Below are 15750 nucleotides of genomic sequence, written 5' to 3'. Positions count from 1 at the left end.
CCCGCGCACCCCCGCCGCCAAACCGGCACCCGCACCCAAGCCCGCGAGCACGGCCAGGCCGAGGCCCGCCGCGAAACCGGCGAGCACGCCCCCGGTAGACCCGAAGGCCCCGATCCGGCGCGCGAACGGGCAGATGTACTACCCGCGCACCCTCGGCGAGCACACCGACGTGCAAGTGCTGCACATGATGCGCGCTTCCGGCATATACACCCTGCTCGAAGGCCCGCCCGGCACCGGCAAGACCTCCCTGGTCGAAGCGGCTTTCCCGGACCTCGAACTGATCGCCGGGGACGGAGACACCCAGGTCGCCGACCTGGTCGGCTCCTATGTGATCGCCGAGGACGGCTCGTACGAATGGAAGGACGGGCCCGCCGTGATCGCGGCGCAGGAAGGGCGCCCGCTGTTCATCGACGACGCCACCCTGATCGCCCCGAAGGTCCTCGCGGTGATCTACCCGCTGATGGACGGGCGGCGCGAGATCGTGCTCAAGGAGCACGGCGGGCGCAAGGTCAAGGCCGCCGACGGGTTCTACGTGATCGCCGGGCACAACCCGCACGTGCACGGCGCGGTGCTCACCGACGCCCTCGCCTCCCGGTTCACCGCCCCGATCCAGGTGAGCACCGACTACGAGCTGGCCGAGCACCTCGGGGTGCACAAGAAGGCCGTGCAGATCGCCCGGAACCTGGCCACCCAGCAGCGCAACGGCGCCTCCGGATGGGCACCGCAGATGCGCGAACTACTGGCCTTCAAGGCGATCGCGACCGCCCTCGGCGAGGACGCCGCCTTCGGCAACATGATCGGCCAAGCCCCGCCGGACGACCGCGACCTGGTCGCCGCCGTGGTCACGAAGATCATCGGACGTCCCGTGGCCCAGCTCGCCCTCGGCAAGCAGGCCAAGTAGATCCCCGCCACCGCGCCCGGACCGGGCGCAGTGCCCGCCACCACGCCCACTGAATCAAGACATGGAAGTAACAGTAGAGACCATGGCGCACATCGAGTACGGCGAGCCCGCGCCCGCCACGCCGCCGAAGAAGACCACACGCAAGCGCCTGGCCGAGGCGGACGCCTGGCTGCGGGTCGGAGCGGGACTGTCCGCCGAGATCGGCCTGATCGCCGACCGCCCGGACCTCGCGGTCGAGGTGCGCCTCGGCGGGACCCGGGTGGGTGCTGCGGCGGCGTTCTACCCGGACCAGGCGCTGATCGAGATCGGCGCGAAGGCGTTCGGGAAGATCGACCCGGACACGATCGATCCGGACGACCCCTTCGACCGGGAGCGCTACCTGCCCGCGTGGGGAGCGCTGACCCACGAGGGCGCGCACGCCAGGCACTCGAAGTGGGTCACCCCGGTCAAGGCGCGCGGCACGGCGCTCGGGGAGGCGGCCGCGATGCTCGAAGAATCGCGCGCCGAGGCCCGGCTGATCGCGGCCAGACCCGGGGACGTGCGCTACCTGCGCGCGTGCGTGGCGGACCTGGTGATGGCCGATTTCCCGGCCACGCTGCCGGACGAGCCCTGGGCGGCGGCGCACGCCGCCGGGCTGATCATGGCCCGGGTCGACGCCGGGATCCTGGAGCGGCGCACCGTCTGGCCGGTCGAGCGCGAAGCGCGCCGGGTCCTCGGCCGCGACACCTACAGCGAGCTGCAGAGGATCTGGAAGAAGGCCTCCACGATCGGCGACGAGGACGCCGAGGGGATGCTCACACTCGCAGCCGCATGGTGCAAGGCCCTGGGCGCTGATGCCGCCGAGCCCGCCCCCGGCTCCGGCGACGGCGAGGAAGCGACGGCGGGGGAGGGCGCTGGAGGCGCGGGTGAGAGCGCGCCGAAGCCGAAGGGGAAGATCGCCGCCGCCGTGCGCCGCGCCACCCGCAAGATCGCCAGGGATGCCGCCGCCGAAGGCCCGGAGATCCCGGTCAGCGCGAAGGGCGAGGAGAGAAAGCACCGCGAGAAGGTGCTGGCGATCTCCCGGCGCGTGTTCCCCGCGACGAGCCCGGATGAGGAGGCCGGCGGCAAGCGCGGCCCGAGCCCGGTGCTCGGCAACCGGATACCGGCTGAGCCGGAACGCGCCGCCGCCGCCCGCCTCGGGCGCGCGCTGCGCAAGGCCGCGGTGCGCGAGCGGATCGAGACCCGCACCACCTCGGTCGCGCCGCCCGGACGGTTGAACCTGCGCGCCGCGATCACCCGCGAGGCCCAGCGCGCTGCCGGGTCGATCCCGACCGCCGAACCATGGAGCGCGACCCATCGCCGCCACGCCCCGAACCCGCCGCTGAAAGTCGGGATCGCAGTCGACGTTTCCGGTTCGATGTCGGCCGCGACCGGGCCGGTCGCCTCGGCCGCCTGGATCTTGTCGCACGCCGCCCGCTACGCGGGGCCTGACAACGCCTCGGCGACCGTCGCGTTCGGCGAGCAGGTCACCGCGATCACCCGCCCCGGCAAACCCCCGGCCCAGGTCCCGCAGTTCCGCGCCGCCTGCAGCACCGAGCGGGTGAGCGAGGCGATCGACGCCCTCGACGGGATCCTCGACCTCTCGAGTCCCGGCGCCGCCCGCCTGCTGGTGATCGTCTCCGACGGAATGTTCGTCGGCTACGGCGAGACGGACGGCGCCCGTGCCCGGGTCGCCCGGTTGACCAAGGCCGGGTGCGCGGTGCTGTGGCTCGACCTGTTCGGCGGATACAGCGATGTCCCACCGGGAGCAACCCGCGTGACGCTGACCCGCCCGGCCGAGGCCGCCGACGCGATCGGCAAGGCCGCGGTCACCGCCCTGGCCGCCGCCCGCTGACCCGCGGACCCTGCGCCCGCCACAGTCGCCGGGCGCAGGGCAACCAACCAACCCACCGCCGAAGCCGTGCGACGCCGCAGACCACGACAAGGAGCCCGCGATGAACACCGCGCCGATCTTCACCACGACGGAACCCAACTGCACCGCTGCCCTAGCGCGAACCCTGCTCGCCGACGGCTGGACCCATGACCGCGACAGCCGCACCGAGCCGGTACAGGACACCGAGATCCACGAACTCGCCAGCCCCGACGGGCGACTGCGCCTGGCCGCCGCCCGGTACGCGGACGGCCGCATGACCGCCCGCCTGTCCGCCCGGCCGGGGTCTAGCGGACCGGTTCACTCACCAGGCTGGGAGGCGGATCTGCACAAAGTGTCGCTCCCGGTCGCCCTCGCCGCCGTGAAGGCCGCCGCCGACCCGGCCGAACCCGACCTCGATGCGGCTACGCAGCACGCGCGCTCGTTCGGCCATCACATCGGTCCCCACCTGGTCGCGGCGCTGCTGACCGCCCGGGGCTGGGAGGTGGAAACCGAACCCGAGGAGGACCGCGACGGCCGGATCACCGAGATCGAGTGGGTCTGGCCGGACGGCCGACGGAGCGTGTGCTGGAGCGTCGACGACCGGCTCGGGACCGCCAGTTGGAGCGTCACCCGCTGGCACTCCGACGGGCGCGCACATCATCCCACTGACACCTACGCCAGCGAGCACACCCCGCCTGCGGTCATCGCCGCCCTCGCCCTGTCCGACTGACCACACCGCCGTGTACACCGGAGCACACCGTGACCGACGAGCACACCCGGACCGGCCCTGGCGCGCCGCCGCCGATCGGTGCGATCAAGGATCCCGAAGCGTACATCGAACTCGACCTCGGCGCAGCGGTACACGCCCGGATCTGGGTCTACACCGCCGCGTCCGCCGCGATCGGGCAACTGCTCGCCTTCGCCACCGCTTCCACCGGCCACGGCCGAACGACGCGGTCGGGACTCGCACCGCAACTCGCGCCACTGATCGATGCCGGTCTGCTGCACCCGGGCCAAGAACTGACCTGGCACCGGCCCCGGCTGAAACGGACCGAGACGGTCACCGTCACCGTCGACGGACGGATCGAGTTGCCGGACGGAACCGTTTGGCCGAGCCCGTTCCAGGCTGCGCACCGCATCGCCGGACACCCCACGGATGGCTGGGTGAGGTTCAAAACCGCGGACGGACGCAGCCTGAAGGATCTCAGGGCATTGCTGGAGACGGGCGAGACCGGCGCCGCCCGCCGCGACGAGCCCGCCCCGTGACCGGCCACCCGCACACCGCGCCCAGGCGCCGCGCTCGATACCGCACCGGTCGGGTTCGCGACCCGCCGAACCTCGCACGAAGGAGCCCCTCGCGATGCCTTTCGATCCCGCCGACTTCCCGCCCGCCACCTTCCACCGGCTGATCGCCGAGGCGATGACCGGACCGGCCTGCTTCACCGCCGCGCTGCACCTGCAGGAGTGGATCAGGGACCTGCTCCACGCCGGATTCGCCCCGGGCGCGCTGCTCGTGCACCCGCCCGCACACGGGCAGCGCGTCTTCGAGGTCGCCGACCTCGCCGGCCTGCTCACCGCCCGCGCCGAGTTCGGCTCGCACTGGCCCACTCGCACCATGCTCGGCCCGACCCGCGGTGAGCGCTGGTGGGCGAGTTGCTCGGGACTGATCCCCACCGCCTCGATCCTCGCTGCAACGGGGCAGCTCGAGGCGAGCGGCCACGATCCCGGAGCCCGGCTGGCAGCGGCCGGATGGATCGAGACCGCGGACGGCGAGGACGGTGTCACCGCGTGGAGCACGCCGGACGCCTTGCGCACCGCGCACCGCGTGGAGGAAGGCCCCGACCACGGCTGGCTGATCCACCGCACCGACCTGCCCGGGCAACCGGTCATCAGCGCCGCGCTGACCACCCCGCCCGGTGTGATCGCCGCCCTCGCCCTGACCGACTAGCACCCCATAAACGCTAAGGACGTTGACATGAGCACCCCCGTGGACATCACGGCTGTGATCGCCCGCCCCAACGGCGCGGGCTGGAGTGGCCGCTACGTGCGCAGCTACGGCGCCCCCACCGACCTCGGGCCCTTGCTGCACCGCCTCGCCCACGACGCCCACGTCGCGAGCGGCCAGTACGGCATCGAGGAGTTGACCCGCACGCTGATCGAGACGCACTACGGCTGGAACCGGATCGAGCCCGACGGCGAGCGGCTCGGCGACTGCCGCTGCCACGAACCGGAGGTGCCGACCCCGTCGTGGCCGGATGACGAGCCGATGCTGCCTGGCCGGTGCGCGACGGCCCGCTACGCCTACATCCTCACCGCCACCGGACTCCAGGTCCTGGTGCGCATCAACGGCGACTGGAACAACCTCGGCCGTGCCGCCTACACCCGCGAGACCGCGCGCGTGCGCTTCGACCTGATGGTCGAACGCGCCCGGCAGTTGAATGCGGCTCACCTGGGGGACACCGACTCCCTGAACTGACCCGACCGGACGACCCGAGCCCGCTGAAAGAAGAAAACCCGATGAGTTCCCTTATTCCGCCTGACGACCTTCCGGTCACGTTGTCCTGGATCACCGCCTCGATCGAGCGCCACGAGCACACCGTGCCGTTCGGCACGCTGCGCACCTACCTCGACCACGCCGAGCGTTCGGGCCGCCCCGGCCACCCGGACTACGCGCGTGACTTCGACCTGCTCAAGGATACCTGGCTCGCCGTGCACGAGCGAGAGATCCTCGACTACCGGCACATCCGCCGCATCACCGGGCACGACCTTGCGCCGCTGGCCCGGTTGGGAGTTTTCACCGTGAGCGTGGACGACGCCGACCCCGGAGAGGAGAAGGAATGCCCGCATACCTACGTGCTGCACGCCCCCGACCTTGAAAGCGCCTGCACGCTCGCGACCGCGCACCACATGGGGCACTTCTCGGCCGACTATCCGCCAGGTAGCACCCCGCCCTCGATCCTTGAGAGCCGGTGGTGGACCTTCCCCGGCGCGCCGAGCTGGCCCGCCGACCTGTCGGGGCGCACCTGGACCGATCTGCGCGGCGAGAGCGAACTGCTCGAGCGCGCCTACCGGACGGGCGCGGGGCGGTGAGCATGATGACGCCGCTGCGCCGCGAGGAGATGAGCGTGGCCATGCATGTCGGGCTCTACGAGGGCGGTGAGGGTGAGCGCCTGCACGGGGTGATCGACCGGCTCGACCGCTACGGCGCGCACATCTGGATCCCCGACGAGCGCTACAGCACGACTCTGCCCAAGAGCGAGCGCGGTTTCCTCACCCGCCTGTCCTACGAGCAGGCCGAGTCCGGGGCGATGTGGAGCGAACCAGTGCTGCCCGAAGAGCTCGACCGGCCCGCCACCGGACGCGACATGCTCGCCTACTGGGCGTGGGCGCGCGAGGCGAAGACCGCCGCGCACGCCACCGCGAAGGCCTACCTCCAGGGCGCGCGCACCGTGCTGAACCACCTGCCCGCGGGCCTGGACACCGAGATTGAGACCCTCGACGTCGAGGCGGTGATCGCCGCGTTCACCGCCGCGAACCACGGCACCCGCGCTCCGTCCACGATCGCTCAGTACACCTCGAGTTTCCGCAAGGCGGTCGCGGGCTTCCTGAGCCAGCGCGGCCACGAGGTGCCCGGCACCGTCCGGCGGCGCATCACCCTGCCCGACGGGCGCGAGGTGACCGTCATCGCACCGGCCGCCGAAACCGGAGCGCCGGTCGGCACCGAGCAGGGCGAGGCACCGTGACCGCGCTGGACGCGGCCAGCGCGATCCCGGAGCCGGGCTGGGCGTTTCGGATCCACACCCTGCACACCTCGGACACCTGCCCGCCGCACCTGACCGGCACCTGGCACCACGGAGGCCAGCAGCCCGAGGACCCGGGCTGCGCACTGTGGCTGATCCTCGCCGACCGCGCCGGCGGCATCGACCTCGCGCTGTTCGCCGACCACGAGCAGATCCCCGGCGCGGTCACGCCGATCGCCCTCCACACCGGCCTGCCACCCGATACCTGGCTCGAGGTCGCCGCCCCAGTGATCGCCGCCCACCCCTACGTGACCTGCGAGCACACCAGCGCCCTGAAACGGCGGCGACGGAGCGACCGGGCCGCCCGCGCAATCCTCGCCTACCTGATCGCCCACAACTAACAAGAGAGCACACCACAACCGTGAACCAGACCCCTGAAACCACAGAGACCGACACCGCGCCCGGCGCGGCGAACAACCCGGTCCCGACCCCGACCGGGCAGGATGCGGCGAGCACGCTGCGGGCGGTGCTGGCGATACCGTTCCACCGCTACGACGACGACCGCTGGGCCGGTCGAATCCTCGAGTACGCCCCGGGACCTGCCGAGACCGTGCGCGCGCTGCGCGAGATCCTCGGCAAACGGCACAAGGGACGCCACCGCGTCCGCGAGGCGATCAGCGAACTGATCTACGACCATCCCGTCGGATGGGAGCGCCTCGGTCCAGACCCGAACGCCCCGGGCGGCGCGAGGCGGGCACGCGAGAGGGCGCCGGGCGCCTGCCGCTGCCACCTTCCCGACGGCACGCCCCGCCCGGGCCTGACCCGCGCCGAGCGTCAGGCGCTTGTCGCTGCGGAGTGGGGTCGGGCGGCGGTGCGCGGCGAGGCGCCGGCACTGGATCCGGGCGGTGACGGCGCTCCTTGGCGGATCTCCGGATCCTCCACGCTTCCCGCGCGTGTCGAGCACGTGTTCCTGCTGGACGGCGATGTGATCGAGGTCTTCGCGCGCGACGACTCCGCGGACCGGAACAACGTCCGCGACGGGCTTTTGCGGGGTTTCTCCCCGGTCGCGCGCGTGCACGCGACCCGCCCGATGGACTGGGCCGAGTTCGGCCCGCGCTTGGATGCGGCCAGCGCCGAGGTGCGCTCGCGCCCGCGCACCGACTGGAACCGCGTGCACGCCGTCGACGCGCTCACCCGCGCCGCGAAGGAGCTCGAATCCGTTCCCGCACACGCCGATCTTCTGCTCTACATGCTGGGCAAGCACACCGGCCAAGAGGGCACGAGGCAGATGGCAGAAGGCGCTCTCGCCGAGGCCGGAGGAGTGCACGGCGCGGAGCTTCCCGCCCTGTTGCTGCGGGCATCGCGCGCCGAGCAGGTACGGCTGCTGCGCGAGGCCGCGCGATTGATGGACCGGCCGGACACCGCGCCCCCTCACCTCGCGCCGCACCCGTCCCGCACGTAGCAGCCGCGAAAGCGGGCCCCAGATCGACCGGCACCGCCCCAGCGCAACCAGCCGACTTGAGCAGCAATACTGAGAATCGCTGGCCACTGCCGTCACTCGTTCGGGTGGCTGGCTTCTCCGTCTTGAATCGGAGAGGCCAGGGACTCCGTTGCCGGCGGGATACCGCACCGCGGGCAGCCGTTCGCGTGGTCGTCCTGGCAGACGTAGCCGATGGCGCCTTCCACGCACCATTCGGCGGCCTCCTCGGACAGCAGGTCGGGCCCGGCATGGAGCAGTCGACGAAATTCCGTGGTGTCCGCAATGTCGGCCGGGCGGTTGGTGAACCACTCGTCGAACCATGGCTTGTCCCGGTGCATGCGCCAGTGCGCGTTCTCCCGGTCGTCGACAGCCGTGAGGAACCGATCGACGATGCGCCCCCAACTCGGCGCTCCGAACCAGCCGTTGTCGAACGCGCAGAAGAATTCGATCAGGGTTCGCAGGCCGAACTCCTTCTCGCGAAGGCGGTACGTTCGACCCCAATCGATCGCGGCCTGTGCCATCTCCGCGAGCTCTTCTCGCGGATCAACCTCGTGCGCCGGGTCGTCAGGGTTGTGGCAGGCCAGCCCGAGATCGAGCACGGACTGCCCGGTCGGTAGAACCCGAGACGGGTTGACGATCGCGAGACCGACAGCGATCCAGTCGACATGGTCGAACGACAGCATCGAGCGCACGATCCGGGTGGTTGCCGCGTTGATCCGCATCATCGTGCCGTCGTGCAGCGGACTCGTCCCGGCATGCCAGTTCTCGACGGGTGTATTGCGCCACAGGGCGAGGGTGATGCGGGTGGCAGCGAGCCACAGCAGCGCGTCGTCGTTAAGGTGCCCGAACCGGTTGGCACACTCTTGGGCGCCGTAGCGGATCAACTCTCGGTGGTTCAGGCGCGGGTGGCTGTCGGACTCTTCAGGTACGTACTCGTAGTCGCCGGCGTACTCGTCGAGGATCTCGATCAACTCGGCTGCGCTGTCAGCCTCGCTGTACTCGGCCGGCCCCTCGATGGTGTACCTGTCGTGGTCCCACGAGACATACACGTCGCCCCAGAGCACGACGTCATCGCACTCGATGGCGTTCTCCGTCACAACCGGCCTGATTGTGATCGGCGCAGTACGCCCGTCGGTTCGTTCGCCGTCCTTCTCGACCGCCCATGCGATGATGGCCCCGAGCGGCTTCGGAAGGAGAGGGCCGATCTTGGTGATGCTGAACGGCTCGTCGTCGTCATCGGTGTCGAACCGGCTGTTGACGAACGCGACCGCCTCGGAGGGCGTGCTGACGATGGACTCGGTACCTGTCTCGTTGTCAACCACTCGCCACAACGCGCTGTTGTTCACGATGCTCTCCGATCGCGGTGAGTGCGCCCGGGGCGGGTGCGATGCGCCGGGTCGCTCGGCACTGACTCCCATTATGGGCTGATCAGCCCGTCTGTAGTCCTGCAGGTGCTTGTCGGCGATTGCAGCCTGCTGGACAGCCCGAGGAAATGGCGGTGATCTGAGACAGCCCCCTGTCGACACATCGTGAGACTCCAGGGAATCATCCAGGTCACAGGGTCGGCGCCTGACGTTGAAGTTGAGAACCTAAAGTCTTTGAGGCTCATCTCGATAGGCGGATGCCCGTTCCAGATGCCGGGCGATGGCGGAGACGCCATCCCGACGGGAACGCCCAGGTGACAGGTGCTCCGTTCGCGGCCCGCCGATGAATGATGCCGTGGATCCGCCACGCGCCGGGGACGGAAGCCCCCACCTCGTGCGTCACGTCCAGGGCGCTGCCGCATATCAGAGGCCTGATGCGGGTCACTTCGGATCGAGAACTTGCACACGTGCAGGATCATCCTCGCCGGCGGATTCATTGCCTGGTCGGCGAGTCGGTGGCGGCGCGCCGGCTATGCCTTTGCCCTCTGCTCGATTACGCGGACGCCGTTGCCGAGTCGGGAGAGCGCCGTGCGGGCGTGTCTGTCCGCGGTCTCGATCGCGGTGCGCATCGCCCGCAGTTCGAATGGTGCGCTGCCGTCGAACACGAACGGCGGGGCGGGGCGGGCCAACAGCGCGAGTATCGCATCCAGTGCCGCGCTGACCGCGTCGTACGGACTCCAGGCGCCGTCTGATTCCAGCGGCGTGTCCAGTGCGGCGAGATCGAGGCGGGTGCGACGGAGCCGGTCTTCCACGGTGCGCGAGAGTAGCCGCAGCGTCACCAGCGTCCTGGCATCGCCGTCGATGCCCATGCTCCCTGTGACGATCATGTTGGCCGCCGTGGCGTAGCCGCTGCTCAGAGCCTCCTGGTCCAGACGGTCGGTGTCGGCGAGCGCGCTCGCCTCGACGAGGAAGAGCAGATGTCCCAGGGCTTCGGCGCGCTGGAACTCGCCCGGGCCCGCGGGCGGGCCCTCGAGTCCCAGGATCTCGAGGCAGGCCAACGCCTGCTCGCGCGTGATGATCGCCCTGCCGGTCTCGTCAGCCATGGCGGTACTCTGCCCAGCCGTGCGGCGCGGCGGACACGGATCCGGTGAATGCGCTCGAACGGGCGACCACGACCCGAACGGTGACTCGACCCGCGGACCTCGAACATCCCGGCGGCTACACTCGCCGGCCGCGCCGAGCGCTGCGGTGGCTTGATGTCTGGTGCTTGACCTTCCTGCGGGGTTCGGCCTGGATGGTTCATCGCGCCCCCGCGCCTGCGGGGCTGCGCGAACTCCCGTGCCGCATCAGCCGAGATCCTGGAGGTCGCCGTGGACGACACCCCGAACCTGGACACCGTCGTGCCCGAGCCTAGGCCAGTGGACCTGTCCGACCCGGACCTGGCAATCCCCGCCGGGGTCGGCGCCGTTCTGATCACCGACGCCGAGGGCGACCGGGGGCGGGTCTCGGGCCGGTGGCTCGCCGAGCCGGACTGGCCGCGGCGCATCGACGGCGACGTGGTCGCGAACCTCGCGGACTGCGCCGCGCACGACAAGCTGCTTGAGGGCCTGCACGTGACCGTCCACCTCGTGCACGACGGGAAGGTCATGCCGCTCGGTACCTGGCACCAGGTGCCGATCTTCGATCTCGCCGCGACGCTGCGCGGCTGCGCGAGCACCGCGACGGCGCTGCACAGCGAACTGGAGGAAGCAGGGATCGAGTGCGCCACCCACCCCGCCGAATAGACCGCAGCCCGATGCGGCAGGCACGCGCGCCGCCGAGGGCGCCGCCCGTCCTCGCGCGCCCTGGGTATTCACGGCCCCCGGGGCGCACTACCCGCGCGCCGCCTGCCGTGCACGTCCGGGCACCGGACGCCGGGCGCGGCTTGACGCACGCGAATGTCTGTGTCTGGATATCGGTCCGACGGCCGTTCACGCCGCGACTTCCCACCACCACCATGCCCCGGAGGCATCGATGACCCCTGCACCCACAACGCCAGCGCCCGTGCTCGTCCCGCCGTACGCGGCCAGCGCCGGAATCCCCGCGCCGGCCCTCGACGCGGCCGGTGCCGCCGGATGGACCAGGTTCGAGGACGAGGTCGCGAACGTGACCTACACGTCCCCGGACGGCCGATGCCGTCTCGAGTTCGGGCCCGAGACCGAACGCTACCGGTATGACGCCGACCGGCTGTGGGTCGCCGAGTACCGGCCCGAACCGGGCGGCGAGCGCGGATGGGCGGCCCATTTCGGCGACGACACGCCCGCCGAGGCGATCGCCGCGTTCGTGCGCGTGCTGACCGATCCCGCCGGGATCCGCGGCGCGGTCCCCGGCTACCTGGCCGGTGCCGCCGAGAACGGCGCGGATGCCGTGTTCGACGCCGCGGAGGCGAACGGCTGGGTGCGCGCCGTGCGCACCGCGACCTACACCGGCACCCACGGTCCGGTGCACCTGTCCTGCAACCCGGCCCCGCCCGAGATCCCGGGGCAGTTCCTGGCCGCAGGTCCGCACTGGCGCGCCACCTTCCCAGAGGGCGTCCACCGGCGCGCGTGGACGGCGGTGTTCACCGCCGAGGTGCCCGGCGAGGCGATCACCGCGTTCCTCGTAACCCTGACCGACCCGGCGGGACTCGACCCCGACCGCGACCAATAGGCGCGCCACGACGGCGGACCGGCCGCGCCGCGGCACCCAACGGCGCTGCGGCACGCGATCCCGCACAGGTCCCGGGGGCGCTGCCTGCCGCAGCCGTCCTCGGACACCGACCCGGTGCCCGCCGCCCGGCGCGCCGCCAGCCGCCGAGAGGCGGCGCCAGAGAAGAAAGAGCCCTGATGCCGACTCGTCGAAGCAGCGCCGGATCCGCTGCGGGCCAGGTGCTGCGCGCCTGGCGGGCCCCGCGCTGGGCGCGCGGATGCGCCGCCGCCATCGCGTTGTGCGCCGTGACCGTGTTCGCGGTCGGTGTTCGCATGATGTGCATCGCCACCGAGCGCGGACCCGGCGCGGTGTGCGGCGCGGCCGGAACCGCTTATCTGGCCGTGTCACTGGCCGCCTACGCCGCCCGCTCCCGCGTCATCCTGACCTTTGACGCGGTGATCGTCGTCAACATGTTCACTACCCGCAGGGTCGAACTCGCGGAGATCACCGGCGTGCTCGGCATGATCCCGTGCCTGGCGATCCTCCGCAGCGGACACGGGCGCCCGGTGTTCGCCGGGGCGGCGCCGCTTTCGCGATGGGGGATCGGTGTCCCGCTCTCGCACTCCGGCGAGATCGCCGAGGCGCTGCTCGCCGCAGCCCGGCGCCGGGGAACCCGCCGGTAGCACCCCGGCGCGTCCCGCCGCACCGCAGGCGCAGTGCCTGCTGAGCCCGGGCGCTGCACCGAACACCACCAGCTCGAGACACGGCTTTCTCACAGCCCTGCGAGATCGCGGCGCGATCCGCGCCGCCGTCCGCCGCACACCCGCGACCAGTAACCGCGCTCGACCGCCGCGCCAAACACACGACACCCGACCACCGCCGCGCCGCACGAAAGATCGCCCCGAATCCCGATGAAGGCACACCCCGCCCCATGACCGCCGCAGTTGGACCGACTCGCCTGATCACCCCCGGCACCGTCACCGCGTTGCACACCGCGCCGCGAAACGACGGGCTGATCGACCTGCGCGCCCTATCCACGAAACCGTTCGGAACCGATCGCATCAGAATCCTGATCACGGCCGTGGGTGCGGCCTGGTGCAGCGAGTTCGACGGCGTCGAGATCGACGACGACGCCCGGTGCGCCCCCGGCTCGCTCATCCTCACATACGGCGTCGGCTCCGCACCCGCCGCCTCCAGCGCCCCAGCCGCCGTCCTGCAACTGGGCGAACCCGACGGCTCGCTGCACGTCGCAGGGATATGGCTGCACCTGGCCGACGGCTGGATCGAGTTCCTGCGCCCCACCGTCTCGCTCACCGCCCGTCTGATCGCCCGCGCCGCGCCCGCCGTTGCAGGAACTGAACCACGCCATGGAGAACTCCCGTGATACCGACCCACGTCCCACCGCCCGCACCCGCGTTACGCCCCGCCCCGTCCGACCGGCAAGGGGGTGGAACGCGATGACCGGCGCCGACCGGCCCGCCCGCGCGATCACGCCGCCGCGCACCTACAAGGGCGTCACCGTCCCGTACATCACCGCATGGAGTCAGGAGGACGTCCCGCTCGATGAGGACACACTGCCCAGGCTCAGGACCGGGCCCGGGATTGCCCCGTACTTGGTCTATGCCAACGAGAACAGCGCGGACCGCGACCGGCACGGCGTGCTGTGGCGGCAGGCGGCCTGGGCTCCGGGTGAAGGCCGCGCGCTGTTCGCCCGCGTGCACGTGACCCGGCAGCGCCGGGTGATGCTGCGCGGCGCCTGCCAGATCTGCACGGCGCCCGCCGCGTTGTGGATGGCCGCCGCGCCCGGTTGGCAGGCCCACCTCGACCAGCGCGGCCCCGACGCCCCGTTTCTGACCGAAGACCCGCCGGTATGCCGCTCGTGCGCCGTGATCGCCGCCGAATCCTGCCCTCGCCTGCGTGGTGACGGGTTCGTCTTCCTCGCCCCGCGCCGCTGGGCGAACGTCGCGGTCCGCGGACAGGTCGCGGACCCGGCCACCGACTCCTTCAGCCCGGCACGGCTGGTCCCGCTGCCCGGAGCAGTCACCACGGGCGGTGCGAGCGACCTGCGCCTGGTGCTGGCCGAGGCACTCGTGACGGGCCTGTTCGAGGTCACCGCTCACACCGATCCGGATCGCGTGGGCGGACTCGGTGAGCGCCTTGATCCGCCCCACCGCATACAGGTGCCGCGATGAGCGAGCCCGACACACCGAACGACTCGCGCGCATCGCAGCACTCGTCGTCACAAGGACGGCTGCCCGATAGCGATAAGCCAGAAGCCGAGACGGCGATGCCCACGTGCCCGAAGTGTCCGGCAGGCGTCGGCGACCTGCACGCCGACTGGTGCACCATCGCCTGGTGCGCGACTGACGGCCGCCAGCGCTACGGCCGGTGCGACGTGTTCCACGGCTGTCACCACGACCCGCGCTACGACTGCCGCACGGCGTGGACCGGCCTGTATCCCGGCTTCGCCGAATGCCGCGCGCTCGGCTGGTTCGCCGTGCTGACCCCGGAAGGCTGGATTCCCGTGAGCCCGGGGACATCGGGCGCGATCGAGGACCTCAACCGGCTCATGAGACACGCCGTCTGGAATCACTGCTCCGGCCGCTACGAGGCAGCTGAGCCGCAGGTCCCACCGGATACACCGCCCGCCACCGGCGCTGCGGCAGATCGTGAGCCGCCGGAACCGCCCGACTGACATTTTGCGGCACGGCGTCGCTGCCTCGGGCCGCGTGACTCGCTCCGCAACCTGACGCCAGAACTCACGCCTGCGAAGCGGAGGACCTCATTGTTGACAGGTCTTGCGAACGGTTCGGTCGGTGCCGCTTCATCTCGGCGAGGTCATCATAGAGTGCGGGCCAATCTGCGTCTGCGGTCAGTGCCGCGGGCGGCAGTCTGTTGGCGATGACGTGGAGTCGGATGGCCAGGTGGTGGTAGCCGATGACTGCGAGCCATCCCGCGCACAGCCGCAGTGGGTGGGCGGTGTCGGGCTGATCGAGGTGGCAGCTCATGGCGGCGGCGCTGGGTGGTGCTTCGGTGCCGGGAATCCCGTTGGTGGCCTCGAGCTTCGCGAAATCGCTGTCGGTGAACTTGCCCAGGTCCGCGTCTCGCCGCCAGGGGCACTCGGTGCACGGGCGGCGGCGGTAGTCGAGCGGCGGGCCGCCGTCCGGTGATGCAGGATCGGGTTCCGTACCGCGCGTCACGCGGATATGTTCGCATGCTTCATCGAGAATCCCCAGTGGTACTCAAGCGCGGAGAGGAAGATCGCAGCGACCCGCTCCTTGCCGCACGGATGCGACACCCTAGCCCGCGAGCGCTACGAGCCCCGATCACCGGAAGTCGCGGCGGCGGACCCTGCTGGGCTGGGCTTCGACGCGCAGCGGGGTGATGCGTCCGGCGACGATGTTGATCGCGCCTTGGCCGTGGTCGGAGCGTTCCAGGCTGCCGGTGATGCGCAGTGCGCCGTGCGCGAGGATGACCTTTTTGTTCGCCTCCCACACGGGCGGTGAGCAGACGATGTTACAGAGCCCTGTCTCGTCTTCGAGGGAGAGGAAGCAGACTCCTCCGGCGGTCGGGGGACGCTGGCGGTGGGTGACGATGCCGGCGATGTGCACGAGTTTGCGGTCGGGCAGGGCGGCGAGTTCGGCGACGGTGATGTAGCCGGCATCGGCGAGCAGGGGGCGCATGTGGCCGATGGGGTGGGAGTCGGG

At 71.2% G+C, this 15750-nt stretch carries 20 protein-coding genes; 16 read left to right on the top strand and 4 right to left on the bottom strand.

Annotated features, from left to right (window positions below):
• From KDK95_RS30295 to KDK95_RS30250, 10 genes are all read left to right on the top strand, one after another.
• Nucleotides 1-901, top strand: a 901-nt coding sequence (locus tag KDK95_RS30295) for an AAA family ATPase (RefSeq protein WP_212521756.1), incomplete at its 5' end; no start/stop codon positions are given.
• 61 nt (nucleotides 902-962) lie between these two features.
• A complete protein-coding gene (locus KDK95_RS30290) occupies nucleotides 963-2774 on the top strand; it encodes a VWA domain-containing protein (protein WP_212521755.1) in 1812 nt (603 codons plus the stop codon).
• A gap of 100 nt (nucleotides 2775-2874) precedes the next feature.
• A complete protein-coding gene (locus KDK95_RS30285; RefSeq protein ID WP_212521754.1) occupies nucleotides 2875-3522 on the top strand; it encodes a hypothetical protein in 648 nt (215 codons plus the stop codon).
• A 29-nt stretch (nucleotides 3523-3551) separates the two neighbouring features.
• Complete coding sequence (locus tag KDK95_RS36390) at nucleotides 3552-4058, top strand: restriction system modified-DNA reader domain-containing protein (RefSeq protein ID WP_212521753.1); 507 nt, start codon at nucleotides 3552-3554, stop codon at nucleotides 4056-4058.
• Between the two features lie 94 nt (nucleotides 4059-4152).
• On the top strand, nucleotides 4153-4740 hold the full coding sequence (locus KDK95_RS30275; RefSeq protein WP_212521752.1) for a hypothetical protein: 588 nt from the start codon (nucleotides 4153-4155) through the stop codon (nucleotides 4738-4740).
• Nucleotides 4741-4767: 27 nt separating this feature from the next.
• On the top strand, nucleotides 4768-5268 hold the full coding sequence (locus KDK95_RS30270) for a hypothetical protein (RefSeq protein ID WP_212521751.1): 501 nt from the start codon (nucleotides 4768-4770) through the stop codon (nucleotides 5266-5268).
• Between the two features lie 41 nt (nucleotides 5269-5309).
• Complete coding sequence (locus KDK95_RS30265) at nucleotides 5310-5882, top strand: hypothetical protein (RefSeq protein ID WP_212521750.1); 573 nt, start codon at nucleotides 5310-5312, stop codon at nucleotides 5880-5882.
• Entirely contained in the window at nucleotides 5879-6535 is a 657-nt protein-coding gene (locus KDK95_RS30260; RefSeq protein WP_212521749.1) for a hypothetical protein, read from the top strand. The genes KDK95_RS30265 and KDK95_RS30260 overlap by 4 nt, the downstream gene beginning before the upstream one ends.
• Nucleotides 6532-6933 (top strand): hypothetical protein, encoded by a 402-nt coding sequence (locus KDK95_RS30255; RefSeq protein WP_212521748.1) that lies wholly within the window; start codon nucleotides 6532-6534, stop codon nucleotides 6931-6933. Before KDK95_RS30260 ends, KDK95_RS30255 begins: the two co-directional genes overlap by 4 nt.
• A gap of 20 nt (nucleotides 6934-6953) precedes the next feature.
• The gene (locus KDK95_RS30250; protein WP_212521747.1) at nucleotides 6954-7994 is read left to right on the top strand and encodes a hypothetical protein; all 1041 of its coding nucleotides are present in this window, start codon (nucleotides 6954-6956) and stop codon (nucleotides 7992-7994) included.
• A gap of 92 nt (nucleotides 7995-8086) precedes the next feature.
• Here the strand turns inward: KDK95_RS30250 and KDK95_RS30245 are convergent, their stop codons facing one another.
• The gene (locus tag KDK95_RS30245; protein ID WP_212521746.1) at nucleotides 8087-9358 is read right to left on the bottom strand and encodes a hypothetical protein; all 1272 of its coding nucleotides are present in this window, start codon (nucleotides 9356-9358) and stop codon (nucleotides 8087-8089) included.
• A 548-nt stretch (nucleotides 9359-9906) separates the two neighbouring features.
• Entirely contained in the window at nucleotides 9907-10479 is a 573-nt protein-coding gene (locus KDK95_RS30240; protein WP_212521745.1) for a hypothetical protein, read from the bottom strand.
• 267 nt (nucleotides 10480-10746) lie between these two features.
• On the opposite strand from KDK95_RS30240, the gene KDK95_RS30235 reads away from it, so the two are divergent.
• The 6 genes from KDK95_RS30235 to KDK95_RS30210 all read left to right on the top strand — a co-directional run bounded on the left by KDK95_RS30235 (nucleotide 10747) and on the right by KDK95_RS30210 (nucleotide 14738).
• Nucleotides 10747-11160 carry a hypothetical protein gene (locus tag KDK95_RS30235; RefSeq protein WP_212521744.1) on the top strand — a complete coding sequence of 138 codons (414 nt, stop codon included), beginning with the start codon at nucleotides 10747-10749 and terminating at the stop codon, nucleotides 11158-11160.
• A 229-nt stretch (nucleotides 11161-11389) separates the two neighbouring features.
• Nucleotides 11390-12064 carry an SPDY domain-containing protein gene (locus tag KDK95_RS30230; protein WP_212521743.1) on the top strand — a complete coding sequence of 225 codons (675 nt, stop codon included), beginning with the start codon at nucleotides 11390-11392 and terminating at the stop codon, nucleotides 12062-12064.
• 176 nt (nucleotides 12065-12240) lie between these two features.
• Nucleotides 12241-12726, top strand: coding sequence for a hypothetical protein (locus KDK95_RS30225; RefSeq protein ID WP_212521742.1), 486 nt, complete (start codon nucleotides 12241-12243; stop codon nucleotides 12724-12726).
• A gap of 248 nt (nucleotides 12727-12974) precedes the next feature.
• Nucleotides 12975-13427, top strand: a complete 453-nt coding sequence (locus KDK95_RS30220; RefSeq protein WP_212521741.1) for a hypothetical protein — start codon at nucleotides 12975-12977, stop codon at nucleotides 13425-13427.
• Nucleotides 13428-13500: 73 nt separating this feature from the next.
• Nucleotides 13501-14235, top strand: a complete 735-nt coding sequence (locus KDK95_RS30215; RefSeq protein ID WP_212521740.1) for a hypothetical protein — start codon at nucleotides 13501-13503, stop codon at nucleotides 14233-14235.
• Nucleotides 14232-14738 carry a hypothetical protein gene (locus KDK95_RS30210; protein ID WP_212521739.1) on the top strand — a complete coding sequence of 169 codons (507 nt, stop codon included), beginning with the start codon at nucleotides 14232-14234 and terminating at the stop codon, nucleotides 14736-14738. Before KDK95_RS30215 ends, KDK95_RS30210 begins: the two co-directional genes overlap by 4 nt.
• Before the next feature lie 64 nt (nucleotides 14739-14802).
• Here KDK95_RS30210 and KDK95_RS30205 read toward each other — a convergent pair whose 3' ends face one another.
• Together KDK95_RS30205 and KDK95_RS30200 are read right to left on the bottom strand one after the other, a co-directional pair.
• The gene (locus KDK95_RS30205) at nucleotides 14803-15243 is read right to left on the bottom strand and encodes a DUF6283 family protein (RefSeq protein ID WP_212521738.1); all 441 of its coding nucleotides are present in this window, start codon (nucleotides 15241-15243) and stop codon (nucleotides 14803-14805) included.
• Between the two features lie 126 nt (nucleotides 15244-15369).
• Nucleotides 15370-15750: OB-fold nucleic acid binding domain-containing protein (locus KDK95_RS30200; protein WP_249162133.1), on the bottom strand; the 381-nt coding region annotated here is incomplete at its 5' end.

The organism is Actinospica acidithermotolerans, from assembly GCF_018139625.1.
Classification (GTDB): domain Bacteria; phylum Actinomycetota; class Actinomycetes; order Streptomycetales; family Catenulisporaceae; genus Actinospica; species Actinospica acidithermotolerans.
Note: the sequence above shows the minus strand (reverse complement) of the source record. Positions and strands in the feature narration are given on the sequence as shown.